Origin of the sequence: Pseudoalteromonas sp. Ld19 (assembly GCF_045064135.1) — a bacterium.
GTDB lineage: Bacteria > Pseudomonadota > Gammaproteobacteria > Enterobacterales > Alteromonadaceae > Pseudoalteromonas > Pseudoalteromonas aliena.
On sequence record NZ_JBISHA010000017.1, the window covers coordinates 515,691 to 530,029 of the forward strand.

8 protein-coding genes are annotated in these 14,339 nt (G+C 38.1%); 2 read left to right on the plus strand and 6 right to left on the minus strand.

The genetic code is table 11. From position 1 onward, the window contains the following. Window positions 1-40 precede the first annotated feature (40 nt). A complete protein-coding gene (locus ACJJVZ_RS07495; protein ID WP_405599454.1) occupies window positions 41-3,061 on the plus strand; it encodes a TonB-dependent receptor plug domain-containing protein in 3,021 nt (1,006 codons plus the stop codon). 1,326 nt (window positions 3,062-4,387) lie between these two features. On the opposite strand, the gene ACJJVZ_RS07500 is transcribed toward ACJJVZ_RS07495, so the two are convergent. The 6 genes from ACJJVZ_RS07500 to ACJJVZ_RS07525 all read right to left on the minus strand — a co-directional run bounded on the left by ACJJVZ_RS07500 (window position 4,388) and on the right by ACJJVZ_RS07525 (window position 13,046). Then, the gene (locus ACJJVZ_RS07500) at window positions 4,388-6,229 is read right to left on the minus strand and encodes a methyl-accepting chemotaxis protein (RefSeq protein WP_405599456.1); all 1,842 of its coding nucleotides are present in this window, start codon (window positions 6,227-6,229) and stop codon (window positions 4,388-4,390) included. A 174-nt stretch (window positions 6,230-6,403) separates the two neighbouring features. Then, window positions 6,404-7,684, minus strand: a complete 1,281-nt coding sequence (gene hemL / locus ACJJVZ_RS07505) for a glutamate-1-semialdehyde 2,1-aminomutase (RefSeq protein ID WP_405599458.1) — start codon at window positions 7,682-7,684, stop codon at window positions 6,404-6,406. 33 nt (window positions 7,685-7,717) lie between these two features. Then, window positions 7,718-8,734, minus strand: a complete 1,017-nt coding sequence (locus tag ACJJVZ_RS07510) for an aspartate carbamoyltransferase (RefSeq protein WP_405599460.1) — start codon at window positions 8,732-8,734, stop codon at window positions 7,718-7,720. Window positions 8,735-8,850: 116 nt separating this feature from the next. Continuing rightward, window positions 8,851-9,285 carry a CopD family protein gene (locus ACJJVZ_RS07515; protein ID WP_405599462.1) on the minus strand — a complete coding sequence of 145 codons (435 nt, stop codon included), beginning with the start codon at window positions 9,283-9,285 and terminating at the stop codon, window positions 8,851-8,853. A gap of 15 nt (window positions 9,286-9,300) precedes the next feature. Continuing rightward, the gene (locus ACJJVZ_RS07520; protein WP_405599464.1) at window positions 9,301-10,983 is read right to left on the minus strand and encodes a chloride channel protein; all 1,683 of its coding nucleotides are present in this window, start codon (window positions 10,981-10,983) and stop codon (window positions 9,301-9,303) included. A gap of 182 nt (window positions 10,984-11,165) precedes the next feature. Continuing rightward, window positions 11,166-13,046 carry a methyl-accepting chemotaxis protein gene (locus tag ACJJVZ_RS07525; RefSeq protein WP_405599466.1) on the minus strand — a complete coding sequence of 627 codons (1,881 nt, stop codon included), beginning with the start codon at window positions 13,044-13,046 and terminating at the stop codon, window positions 11,166-11,168. Between the two features lie 96 nt (window positions 13,047-13,142). Here ACJJVZ_RS07525 and ACJJVZ_RS07530 point away from each other — a divergent pair, with 96 nt between their 5' ends. Continuing rightward, window positions 13,143-14,330 carry a porin gene (locus ACJJVZ_RS07530; RefSeq protein WP_405599468.1) on the plus strand — a complete coding sequence of 396 codons (1,188 nt, stop codon included), beginning with the start codon at window positions 13,143-13,145 and terminating at the stop codon, window positions 14,328-14,330. Window positions 14,331-14,339: the final 9 nt, after the last annotated feature.

A 14,339-nucleotide genomic window follows, 5' to 3' on the forward strand; every position in this document is an offset into this window, starting at 1 on the left:
TGAGAGTGAAAATAATTATAAATTTAACAGGGATAAGAATATGAAAAGTATATTCAGAAAAAGTATTACAGCATTAGCTGTATCAGCTTCATTAGGTTTAGCGTTACCTGCTGTTGCGTCAGATGTAGTCGGTTCAATTAATAATATTACAAGTTCAGCTAGCTACACTGTCAAAGTGAAAAACCCTGCCACCGGGTTAGAGCGTACGCTTTCTGTATCAGATGATGGCTCTTTTCGTTTTGCATCTTTACCTTCAGGTAGTTACCAAATTCAAATACTAAAAGGTAATTCTGTTGTTGCTGAAGATAATGTTCGCGTTTCTTTAGGTGCTAACGCAAGAGCTAATTTTGATTTAGCGCAACTTAATGGATCTGGTCCAGAAGTTATCCAAGTCTTAGGTGCACGAATTTCCTCTATTGATTTATCAACAGCTGACTCAGGGTTAGTAATTACAGATGCTGAAATAGATAGAATGCCAATCAATAGAGATTTAACGTCTGTTGCTTTACTTGCACCTGGTGCTGTGAAAGGTGACAGCGCGTTTGGGAATACAGCTTCTTTTGGTGGCTCATCAGTAGCTGAGAATGCTTGTTACATAAATGGTTTAGAAGTTACAAATACTCGCCAAGGTCTTGGTTGTGGTGAAGTCCCATTTGAATTTTATGACCAATTTCAAGTAAAAACAGGTGGTTATTCAGCTAAGTTTGGTAGAGCTACTGGTGGTACTATTAATACCACTACTAAAAGCGGTACGAATGAGTGGGAATTCTCTGCGGTGGTGCAATATCAACCAGATTCTCTACAAGAAGAAGGCAATATTTCACGTGGTAATAATGGTGCCGGCCAAATTTTTAGAGATGAAAGCCACGATAGCGATAATAAAGCAGATATTACACTAGCGGTAGGTGGTCCATTAATCGAAGATACATTATTCTTCTATGGTTTAGTTAATCCTCGTGATACAGAGTCTACATACACATGGGGTGGAGATGAATTCTCTGCAAATGATCAGTATCGTACTGAGTCCGCGTCTGGCGGCGATAACTTGTTTTGGGGTGGTAAACTAGATTGGGTTATTACTGAAAATCATAGTTTAAGCTATTTTGCTTATTCAAATCGTCGTGATATTGAGCGTTCGGTTTATGAATATAGCAATGGTGTTATTGGCGACCGTAAAGATGGTGCTTTACTCAAGCGAGGCGGTGAAGCGCAAAGCTTAAGTTATACAGGTATTCTTACTGAAGACCTTGTTGTTACGGCGATGGTTGGTAATATTAAAACTGAGTACGAAACACAATCAGAAAACTTAGTATGCCCTTCTATTACAGACTCTCGTGGTACATCTAACCCGATAAAGGGCTGTGGAGCTGGTGGGAGCTTTGGTGCTAATAATGACGAAAACACACAATACCGCTTAGATATAGAGTATGTATGGGGCGATCATGAATTTAGTTTTGGAGTTGATTATCAAGAACGCGAATCTGAGCGTATAGATCGTCCAATTGGTGGTCACAGCTATGATTATAAAACGCTTGCTGATAATGGCACCTTCCAAGCAGATAACGGTGCATTAACTAACAATACAGGTAATGTATTACAATATGTTGAAGACCGAGTTTTTGATGGTGGTGGTAGTTTTAGATCAGAATTAACGGCATACTACATTGAAGATAACTGGCGCGTAACAGATGACTTTGCTGTTACTGTAGGGCTACGTATTGATGAATTTGATAGCTGGGGAACAACGGATAAACTACTAACTAGTTTCAAAACTGATGTAGCACCGCGCTTAGGCTTTACTTGGGATCCAACAAGTACAGGTGATACTAAAGTTTATGGTACTTACGGTCGTTATTACTTACCAGTTGCTAATAATACTATTTTCCGTGCAGCTTCTGGTGTAAGTGATATCACAACCGCTTATACGTATACCGGAGTTGACAGTACAACAGGCGCTCCAACGGGTCTTTCTCCTTTAGCCGATACTATCGGTTCTGGTGGTCTTGCTAACTCTCAGCAAGTAAGTGGTGTACCTGTTATTCCTGAAAAAGATATTTTTCAAGCGCAAGAAGCAGACCCTTTCTCTAAAGATGAGTATATTTTAGGTGTTCAACAGGCACTTAACGATGAGTACACTGTTGGTGTAAAAGGCGTATATCGTGAAGTTGCGACAGCACTTGATGACTACTGTGGTCGTTATGCATACCCATTTTGTGTAATGATTAATCCAGGCTCTTCATCTAGCTGGTATAAAGATGGTGTGTATTGGAACGGTACAAGCAATGATCCGACTACTGAAGTAAACGATGGTATACCAGATGCAAATTCACTAACTACTTACTCAGCTGAAACTATAGGCTTACCGAAAGCTAATAATGAATATACTGCAGTGGAATTTAGCTTAGATTATAAAGCCGATACTATTCGTTATCAGTTTGGTTATACTTGGGCTCGCAGTGTGGGTAACTTCGAAGGTGCGGTTAAATCTGATATCGGTCAAGCTGATGCGGGTATAACACAAGACTTTGACTTCCCAGCTGTAATGGATGGTTCACAAGGTTATCAACCAAATGATCGTCGTCATACGTTCAAATTCTTTGGTAGCTGGGAGCCTGTGGAGAATTTAACTGTTGGTTGGAACGCAACTCTACAAAGTGGTCGCCCTAAGAGCTTGTTTGGTCAAGGTTATCCATCTACAGATCCAAACCTGAATGGTGGTTGGGGTGATAAATTCTATATTTATACTAACAATTGCCCTGATACAAATGGTAATGGAGAGTGTGAACAAGACGAAAAAATCTATGAGAAACATGATCGTGGTACTAATGGACGTACACCATGGGTGTTTAACTTAGACTTATCAGCTGCTTACGACTTCACTGTATCGGATATTGATATGCGTGCTTCAATTAATATTTTCAATATATTGAATACGCAATCAGAGTATTCAATAAATGAACACTATGAACAAAGTGAAGGCGTTGTTAATGCTTATCATGATGCGGCATATTCTTGGCAGACCCCACGTTTTGTTCGTTTAGGCTTTGAAGCTCGCTTTTAATATAGCACGCTCTAAAAGCGAACAGATTAAATAAACTATCGTCATTATATTGTCGAGAAGTTAATGGTTAAAATCTGTTTAAATAATTAAACAACTCGTTAACAATCCGTAATTAGTTCTCTAATTGCGGATTTTTTAATTTTAATGATGTGTAAGATTTTTTTACCATTTAATACCACATTAGCTAATACTATTTTTATTAAAATATACAGTTACGGTGAATTAAATAATTTCATTTCCTGTAATTTGAAGCTTTTAAATGGGAGTTTATTCAATTTAAGGGAGGGGGAGTCGTGGCGTGAAATTTAAAATCTAGGGGGTCGGTAACTGCTCCTGAGTTACTTTGGCTGCTTATACCAATTGCCTCATGTTAGTGATTTATTATAGCGATAAGAAAATAGCTCAATAACAAGACTAAAATTATGGCATCTAGTTGTTCTATATAAATAATTTTTAACGTAGCTAGTGAGTTACTTAATATACTAGAATGATAATGTGTTTAATAAAATTGGTATTATATCCCTGTAAAAATGGAGCAAAGCTTCAGCGCTCTGTTTACCTCTTTCACTATATAACAAAGGTTAAGGCAAACCCTTTAGACATTGTGTGCCTGGCATTTATGCATCGGTATGTTTTTGGGAATAACTTCATTACATAGGTCTTGTCTTACTTAAAAAGTTAAACAATTTACTGAAAATTTAACCTCCAAAGGTAAGCTAGTCATAGGACTTCTTCTTTGAAAACTCAGTGTAAGTTTTGTATTGTCGTTTTGATTCATAAAGCACTTAGAATAATTAGGCTATACGCTTTATTAAAACGTCCTTTGCCATTAAATTGAACTAAAAAATAAAACAGCCCTAAAGTAGGGCTGTTTACAGTTCAAAAAACCAGTTATAGCAACTGATAAAGTACGCTTAACTACCCTAAACTTTGATTGAGAGAGATTTACTACATATTGAACTATAAATGTATTTAAAATTATTTTTCTCTAGTTAACCTGAGCTCTGGTTAAGAGATTTACTAACGTATTGAATCATGGTGATATTTAGATTTATTTTCTCTAGCCAGAGATTTTCAGTGAAAACAAGGCGAATTTACGCGTCAATAGCGGGCCTATTGCAAGTAAATTCAGCGCAGTTAGCGCTGAAAATAGCTGTTTGAGATAGATTTATTATCCAGAGTTCAGGTTAGTTAGATATTTTCAGTAAATTCAACGCAGTTAGCGGTAAAAATAGCAGTTTGAGATAGATTGACTATCCAGAGCTCAGGGGGCGAGTAAATCTTAGTCCAATAGTAGCCGCTATTTTTTCATTGCAATTAACTTAATTAAGATTTAAAGAAGCCCATTGATTTTGTTAAGTCGTTCGATAGGCGACTTAATTGTTGTGCATCTTGTAAAGTTGATTGAGCCGAGTTTAATGTTTGATCCGCTAAATTGCTTACTTCTTGTGAGTCTCTAAGTGCCTGTGTTGTCGCATTTGACTGCTGCTTAACACGTTCAGAGATCACTTCACCTTGGTGTTTTATATTGCCCATGCTTTGTTCGGCGCTTTGTAATGCCGTATTGGTTTCAGTGGCCGCTTTTACTGATTGTTCCATTTTGTCTACGCTGGAACGCATTTTCTGTTGTGTGTCGTCAGATGCTTGCTGTAAAGAGGTAATAATTTGATGAATTTCTTGAGTCTGAGTTTGTGTTCGCTGAGCAAGTGTTCTTACTTCATCAGCAACAACGGCAAAGCCTCGTCCGTATTCACCGGCTCTTGCCGCTTCAATGGCGGCGTTAAGGGCTAGTAGGTTTGTTTGATCTGCAATTTCGCTGATCCCTTTACTTACTTTACTTATTTCTTGACTATCTTGCGCCAGTTTATCAAGAGCTTGTTGGCTTTCTGCAAATTCAATTTGCAAATCTTGCATATACTTAGCGAGTTCCATTGTATTGCTTGAACCCTGTTTAACGTGTGTTGCGGCGTCTTGAGCTATAAGTGTTGCTTGATGTGCTGACTCTTCAACAGTATGTGCGCTTTGAGCCATATCGCTTAATGCGCTGTGGATAGCGTTTACACGGGTTTGTTGTTTGCTAACATCATCACTAGTTTGGCTACTGGCTTGCGATAATGATTTAGTTGCACTACAAAGTTCTACCGTGCTTGTTTTTACATTTGATAATAAGTGAGAAAATGCATTAAGTAGGGCATTATACTGTAATGCAATCGTACTCATTTCATCACTGCCATTTGATTCAAGTGTTGCTTTCAAGTCGCCGTTTGCTGCTCTATTTGCCGCTTCTGCAAAGCGGTTAATTGTATCTACGACAGCAAAATAAAAACCAATCATTAAGTAAAAAGCAAAAAGTAGGCTTATAACCGATGCGGCTAATACGATATCACGGGTCCATTGTTGGATTTGTAGCTTTTCACTTACTAAGAACTCTAATGTTGGAATGCTTTTATCAATTAATGCATTAATACTATTATGAACATCATTTGTTAGCTGCGTAAATTCACCTTTGTTTAGTTCTAGATCATCTGGTTCAAGCAGTTTTTTATCTATTGCATTTTTAAATGCATATACAGCGTTTTGTAACTGCTTTAAAGCGGGTGCTAATATTTTATCAACTGATTTTTCTGAAGCGGTTGCTACACTTAATGTCTTATCTAATTGCTTTTCATACAGTGGTAATGACTTATTTAAGTTTGAAAGTGCTATAAAAGTATCTGGTGTAAACTGGTTATTATTAATTACTGTATTTGCACTTGCTGCTGTTAAATTTATCTGCATTATTAATGCTGGAATGGGTGTCACTAAAGCACGATTAACATAAGAACTGGCAAGTTGGCTGTCGAGCGCTAAGTTAGACTGAATTGAAACAAGCTCGAGCACATCATCAGCTTGATTATTTTTTACTGTAAACCCTAATTTTTGTGCAATAGCGATGTTTTTCTCATTTGTTCCTTGAATTTGATTACTAAGAATCGCACGGTAGCCTTTTAAGCCTTGCTGCTGCAATTTTGAGACGTTAATACTATCGCTTAGTAAGGAGACCAAAAAAAACAAACTCAATGCAAGAGGAAGTAATAGTATGCCAAACATTAGGCTTATTTTTGTTTTGTATTTTAAATTAGCCATTAGTTTAATTGCAGGCGCTGCAAATTGTCGTAATCCTGACATAAGACTCTCTTGTTATTTTGTAATGGATAGATAAGTAGACCTTGATTACCTCAATTATCATTCATTTATAGTACTTTACAAATAAAAAAAGCCCTTTCGGGCTTTTTTCAATCTTTAGTCTTAATTACATGCTGCAAAAACAAGTGGTTAAAACTCTAAAAAATAATTTTTATATTAAAGTTTAGCAAATGAGCGTTCAGCTGCCGCTATTGTTTCTTGTACTTCTTGCTCAGTGTGTGCAGCACATACAAAACCCGCCTCAAAAGCTGATGGCGCTAGGTAAACACCTTCTTCAAGCATAAGGTGGAAAAAGCGTTTAAAGCGTTCTAGGTCGCACTCAGTAGCTTGTTTGTAGGTTGTTACTTTTTCAGCATCAGTAAAAAAGAAGCCATACATGCCACCAGCGTAATTGGTTGTTAGCGCTATGCCTGCTTTTTTAGCGCCGACTTCAAAGCCTTCACAAAGCGCTTTAGAAATAGCTTCTAATTTATCATGCAGGCCAGGTTCACTTAATAACTCAAGTGATTTTAAACCTGCTGCCATCGCAATAGGGTTACCTGAAAGTGTACCGGCTTGATATACAGGGCCAACAGGCGCAATGTAATCCATTATTTCGGTTTTACCACCAAATGCACCAACAGGCATGCCACCGCCAATAACTTTACCTAAACACGTAAGATCTGGTCTAATGTTGTAGTAGGCTTGTGCACCACCCAGTGCAACACGAAAACCTGTCATTACTTCATCAAAAATAAGCACCGATTTATATTCGTTACAGACATCACGCAAACCTTCTAAAAAGCCTGGTACTGGTGGAATGCAGTTCATGTTACCGGCGACTGGCTCTACAATAATACAGGCAATTTCGTCTGCATATTTTGCAAAAATAGCTTTTACTTCATCTAAGTTATTAAATGACACCGTAAGCGTATGCTTAGCAAAATCTTCAGGAATGCCTGGTGAATTAGGTACGCCCATTGTTAGTGCGCCAGAGCCTGCTTTTACCAATAACGAGTCAGCATGACCGTGGTAACATCCTTCAAATTTTAATATTTTGTCGCGACCCGTAAAACCACGGGCTAAGCGAATTGCACTCATTGTCGCTTCAGTACCCGAGCTAACCATACGCACTTTTTCGATTGATGGAACGAGTTTTTTTACTTTTTCAGCCATTAAAATTTCGGCTTCAGTGGGCGCACCGTAACTAAGGCCGTTTTCGACCGCTTCATGAACGGTTTGCTTTATGGCTGGGTGGTTATGGCCCATGATCATTGGACCCCAAGAGCCCACATAATCAATATAACGATTACCGTCGGCGTCAAATGTAAACGCACCTTCTGCTTTGGTAATAAATAGCGGCGTACCGCCTACACCATTAAAAGCGCGAACTGGCGAATTTACGCCACCTGGAATCGAGGCTTGAGCGCGTTCAAATAAGTCTTGGCTAATTGTCATGAAAAATCCTATAAATTGTCACTTGAAAGGGGGTTAGCTATCGCGTTTGCGGCTAAACCAAGGTACGTCTACTTCATACTTCTCGACTTTATTTTCTACGCCGAGTGTTAAAGCAAACAGTGCCATACGAATTAATACGCCATTTTGTACTTGGCGAAATATAGCTAAATTGTCGTTAGTGTTTAAGTCGTTATCGAGCTCATTGGCTTCAATGCGACTATCGCGCGGTAGAGGATGCATAAGTACAGAGTTAGGTTTGCAGTGTGCACTGTAAATTGATTGGCTAATTCTAAATCCACCACGGTATTTATTTGCTTCTTCTTGAGAAGGGAAACGCTCTTCTTGAATACGTGTTTGGTAAACGATATCGGCGGCTAAATTACCTTCCATTTTATTTACTAGTTCAATTTTATGGCCCGCGTTATCCACTGCATCTAAAATGTAATCAGGCATTTGTAAGCCATCAGGAGCAACCATCGAAAATTTTATGTCTTTATAATGGCACAACAGTTTTGAAAGCGAGTGTACGGTACGGCCATATTTTAAATCGCCTACTAAGGCTATGTGCATACCATCGATATTTTGATCAAAACGGCTGAGTTCTCGTTCGATTGTAAGTAAATCAAGTAATGCTTGAGTTGGGTGCTCATTTGGGCCATCTCCGCCATTAATTACCGGTACGCTGCAGCCCGTAGCAAATTCGCTGACTGACCCCGAGTCTGGGTGGCGCATAGCAACGGCATCTGCATAGGCTGAAATAACACGTGCTGTGTCGTATAGAGATTCACCTTTAGCAAGCGCAGAGCTTTGCATACCTGTTGTTTCGCGAACTAAACCACCGAGTAAGTTAAACGCTGTACCAAAGCTTACACGTGTACGTGTGCTTGGTTCAAAAAACAAGTTAGCTAAAATAGCACCTTCAAGTACGTTGGTACGCTTTTGCTTTTTAGCGTAAGGCTCCATTTTTTTAGCAACTGCAAAAATGCGTTCAATGCAGTCTCTGTCTAGTTGACTAACAGAGAGTATATTTTCACCTTGGAAACTTAACATGGGGTTATTCCTAGTTTTTCAAAAGGGCACGATAATCCATAAAATGGGGCACGCAATCGCGCATATTATAACAAAATTAAAACGTTACTTGTGCTCATTAGAGCGCAATAGCAATTTTACAAGCTTGGCTTTATCACGGCTAATGCCACTATTATGAGTAGCGCAATAACCGGTAGCTCGTTAAAAATTCGATAAAATCGGTCGGTTTTAGTATTTCGATCATGCTTAAAATCACTTAATAACTTAAAACAGTAACCGTGGTATATATATAAAATAATCACCAGTACGAGTTTGTAATGTAACCACAAACTGTATCTAAACCAGTCACGGCCATATTCAACAATGGTTAAAACGCCAAATACAGCTGTTAAAACAGCGAATGGAGTCACAAAATAAAGTAGCCTACGCTCCATTACTTTAAGCATAGAGTTGCACGATTTTTCTTCGCTCATTGCGTGGTAGACAAATAATCTTGGTAAATAAAAAATGCCGGCAAACCACGCAATCATAAAAAATATATGCAAGGTTTTATAAATTAGTAATGCGCTCATACTATTCCTTATTGTTTAAAGTAAGCTGTTACGAATGGTTAGAATATGATGAATTTGATCCCAGCGTAATAGGCCCATAATTTGTTGATTATCTAAAAGATTGTAAACGTACAATGCACCACTTCTTTTATCTTTTAATATATCGAATGCATCAGCTAAGGTTGCTTGGCTACTAATGCCTTGCAGGCTAACGTAGTTTAAATTAATCGCTTGGTCCGACATTAAACTTAAGTCATATTCTGCAAGTCTATAACCATTTTCCTCATCAAATACAATCAGTGGCGTTTGGCTGTCCATTGCATCAAGGGTGTTTTTTATTTGCTCTTTATCGTCTGAATACAGTAATTTAAAATCTTCATCCATATCGTCCATTATGCCGACTTTTTGTAGGGCCTCTGTAGCGGGAGACACATGATACGGCAACCCCTGAAAATCGAGTTGTTGTAAAAATATAGAGCGATTACCAAAAAACTGTAATGCGGTTACATAGGCTGTTGTGATAACAAGCATGGCCGGTACGATAATTTCAGGTGATGATGTTAGCTCCATGACCGTTGTTAAGGCAGCAAGGGGAGCATGCAGGGTTGCGGCCATTAATCCAGCCATGCCCAAAACACCATAAGTACCCGCTATATCAGTGCCAGGGCTAATAAATTGCGCACAAAAAGCCATCAGAGTTCCAACTAATACGCCAAGCCCAATCACAGGGCCAATTAACCCACCGGGAATCCCCAAACCAATTGCAAATAGCGTAGCGAGTAATTTAGCAATTAAAATAGTGGTGAGTAATTTTACGTTATCAGGAGATTCAACCGCAATGGTTATCGCACTCATACCTGAGCCCATTGCTTGAGGTACTGCATATGCAATTAAGCTAGCAATACATCCTGCAATCAGTAAACGAGGAAACATGCTTAAAGGTTTAAATGTTTTAATAATTAACATTAAATTTTGATTGAAGCTAAATGCAATAGCACCTAATGCCATACCGCATAATATTAAATACGGATAATGCCAACCACTCAATGGCGCTATTGTAATAAGTGCCAGCTCAGAGCCTTCACCAAATACAAACTGAGTAGCTAGTGCGCCGGTCAGCGCAGCGAGCATAATAGGCACAAATATATGGACTTTATACTCCCTAAGTACGACTTCCATTACAAAAATAACGGCGGCAAGAGGCGTGTTAAATGATGCAGCGATACCGGCTGCAACACCACACCCGCTCAAGGTCCTCATTGCATTATGAGGTAAGTGAAGTTTATCAGCTAAAATGCTCGCGCCTGTGGCACCCATATGAACAGAAGGACCCTCTCGGCCGACCGAAAAGCCACTAATAAGGGCTAGTGCGCCACCAACAAACTGATTTACAGTATTATAAAGTGGCATTTGTCCGTAATGACGTTTAATACGATGAATAACAAAGGGAATACCTAAACGGTAATGTTTAAAGCCAGTAAATGCAGCAAAACATGCGATTAAAAGTGCCGCTATTAGTGGCATTAAAACGCGCTCAAGAGTAGGTAAGGTAGTAAAGTCGTCAGGCGTTTCTAAAAATAGGCTTTGGAAAAATAGAATGGTTAAACGAAATAAAATAATAAAAAATGCAGCAATCAATCCGGCAACTACGCCTAATAAGCATAATTGTACAGATGTTTTAGGTTTTGCCAGCCGACGCCTGAGCTGCTCAAGCCACATGCATTATTTCCTCAAAGCATTTTCAGCATGCAGTTTAGCAAAAGCTTATCACTAAGTCCTTTTGATTTTAGAGTTTTGTGCAAAGACCTCTTGTGGCAAAAGGTAATCAGTATGTTAACTCTGTTATTGCTTATCAAAATGATCTTTCAGGATTAAATTTAACCCTAAAAGATCAATATATCTTAAACAATAAACTTTTTAAGTAAGTCTTGTTGGTCTTTTACGTTTTCGGCTAAGCTAGTATTTGTCTCAAATTGCTCCTTAGCGTATTCATCAACTTGCACACTAATATCCTTAATATCAATGGTGCTTTTATTTATATCTTCTATAACAGTACTTTGCTCTTCGATTGCGGCGGCTATTTGGTAATTTCTATCCATAATATCTTTTACAGACATCGAAATGGTATTGAGTGATTGATTCGCTATTTCGGTTTGTTCAACGCACAGCGTGGCTTTCGTTTTGCTTTTTTCCATTGCTTGTTGAACTTTAGATGAAAATAACTGAATTTGCTCAATCATTAGTTTAATTTCTGTTGTTGAACTTTGTGTTCTTGAAGCGAGTGTTCTTACTTCATCCGCAACGACTGCAAACCCCCGCCCGTATTCACCAGCTCTTGCTGCTTCAATCGCTGCATTTAAGGCAAGTAAGTTTGTTTGTTCTGCAACGTTATTAATAACAGATAATATTTGCTCAATACTATTACTATGCTCTGCTAGTTGGTTGCTTAGCTCTTGTGAATTCGAGATAGAATTAGACAAATCGGTAATGTCCGAGGTTGTCTTCTCAAAAAGTGTTTTGCTCGAGCTTGTTGAATTGTTAACTGAGGTGACTGACGTTGCCGCTTCTTGTGCGCTGGATGCTATTTCTGCAGATGTCGTACTCATTTGATTAATAGCAGTCGCTAAGCTATCAATTAATAAATATTGATCATTAAGTGATTTACTTGATTCTGTCGATAAGGATTTCGCAGCTGCACTTTGTTCTTCGACATTACTTGCTTTATTAATAACACCACTTACAAGCTCCTGTAAGGATGATAAGAATCGATTAAAGCTTTTAGCAACAACACCGCATTCATCCTCAGAGGTTATTTTTAATCGCTGCGTTAAATCTCCTCCACCAGATGCAATTTCGCTAATAGCATGCTCTAACTCGTCAAGTGGTTTGAGTAAAACTTTAATTAAGCTTCTAAATACTAAAACGCAAAAAGTAATACTGATGATAGCGATAAAAAGTGTGCGAATAGTGAATACGGTAAGTGATTCATAGACCTTGTCTTTATCCAATAACATGGCTACAGACCAGTTAACACCGATTTCATCACCAATGGGGTAAAAATATAAGAGTTTAGTTTTTCCTTCGTGTTCTATTTCTAAAATCTGCTTGCTCTGTTTTGGGGATTGTTGATAAATGTCTTGTGTCTGCTTATTACTTAAATTGGCTGTAGGATGGGTGATTATTTTACCTGAGCCATCAACAACAAATGCAAAACCATTACCATTAAAGTTTATGGTATTAACGCTATCAGCGATATCGCTTAAGCCGAGATCTCCACCAATAACGCCTTGAAAACCATCTGCAGTATTTATTGCGGCTACAGCCGAAAGTAATAATTTATTGGTTGCCGCATCAGTGTAAGGGGCGGTAAAAGAAATCATTTCATTGTCTTTAGCTAACTTGAACCACGGCCTTTGTTTGAAATCAACACCGGGCGGATTTACTCTGTTTTTATTATTTGAGCGTAGTTCTTTTTCGTCATTTAATGTGCCAAACATTAATAAAAAGTCGTCTGTAAAAGCTGGGTTTTCTAACCCAGACTGAAAGTTTTGTTTCGAAAAGTCTGACTCAATGTGTTTTTTTAGAACATTGAGCTGAGCTGATTTACTGATAAGCCAATTGCCAATACTTTGTGAGAGTAGCGACGCATTATCTTGTATATAAGCTGTAGTGGATTTTTTTAGCGTTTGTTGAACGAGTAGATATGTTGTTGTTGCAAGTAGTGAAATGACGATAAATACTACAATACCGGAAGCGATTGAGAACTTTGTTCTAATTTTCATATGGTTTCACTCTTTAGCTAAATAGGCAATTATTTTTATTATGCATAAATAAATATAGTCTACACTTTAAAAAAGTTTAAATAGTTGAGTCTTTTTATGCAAAAAAAAAGTATTTGTTTTTTGTTTGCTGCATTATGCGCTCCTTTGGTGCAGGCACAAAATGAGCAAGATGAGTTACAGGATTTAAAGTCGCAATTAGCGGATATTCGTACTCAATTGTCTGCTTTAAGTTCTTTATCTGTCCAGTATGAAACGATAAATAAGAGAATTGAAGTCCTTGAAAAGGTGGGGGCGCAAAATTCAGAAGATAAACGGCCTCAAAAGCAGGTATCTATTTCTACAGATCAAAACATTAAAAATATTCCTTCCAAAAAAGATATAAAAGTATACGCGACAGTTAGGCCAACGTTTGGCTACATCGATGAGGAAAATGAAGCGTCATGGGACGTAAAAGATGCACTTTCTCATGCTGGAATTAAGTCGACTGTGGAATTTAATCAGCAATGGCAAGGCATCTTACACGGTGAATGGGGCATTGATTTATCAAATAACGGCAATTTTGGTAATGCACGACAGGTATATGCTGCAATAGACAGCCCATACGGCAAAGTTGGACTGGGAAAGCAGCGACCAGCTCAATATTTGTTTATTGCTGAATATGTCGATATTTTTAATCACGGCAACAGCCCTTTTGCATATGATCCGGAAAGTATTTTTTTTGTTGATAACCTTCTTACTTATCAGATTAAACAAGGCGATTTTACATGGATGTTAGTTAGTCAGTTTAATGGCACACAAGGCGATAATAAAAGTGACCTTATTAATGGTGGGGTAAGTTACGACAAAGATAACTTGCATGTTGCTTTAACGTATACCAATAAAGGTATATATGAGAATGAACAAGAATTGGGTGACAATAATATTGTTGGCGGATCTTTAGCTTATTCTTTTGATAGCGGTTTTTACTTTGCCCTAGGCTACCAGGCTAAAAAATACAATCGGGATTTAGGTATAGATAGAAATGGGCATACGCTTGATGTGTCAATGGCTTATCCGCTGAGCAAAAATTATAAAGTAAAAATGGGTTATTTTGACTTTGATGATGGCCACCAAGCAGCTCAAACGCAAAATTATAATGGCGCAAACCTTACTCTTGAATGGCTGCCAGCAGAAAACTTACGTTTACATGTTGAATACCTTTACCGAGACTTTGATTATTTAGCTGATTTTAGTTCATTCTCTGTAGGGTTTCGCTACGACTACTCACAAGTGTGGGGCTATTAATAGTAAAAA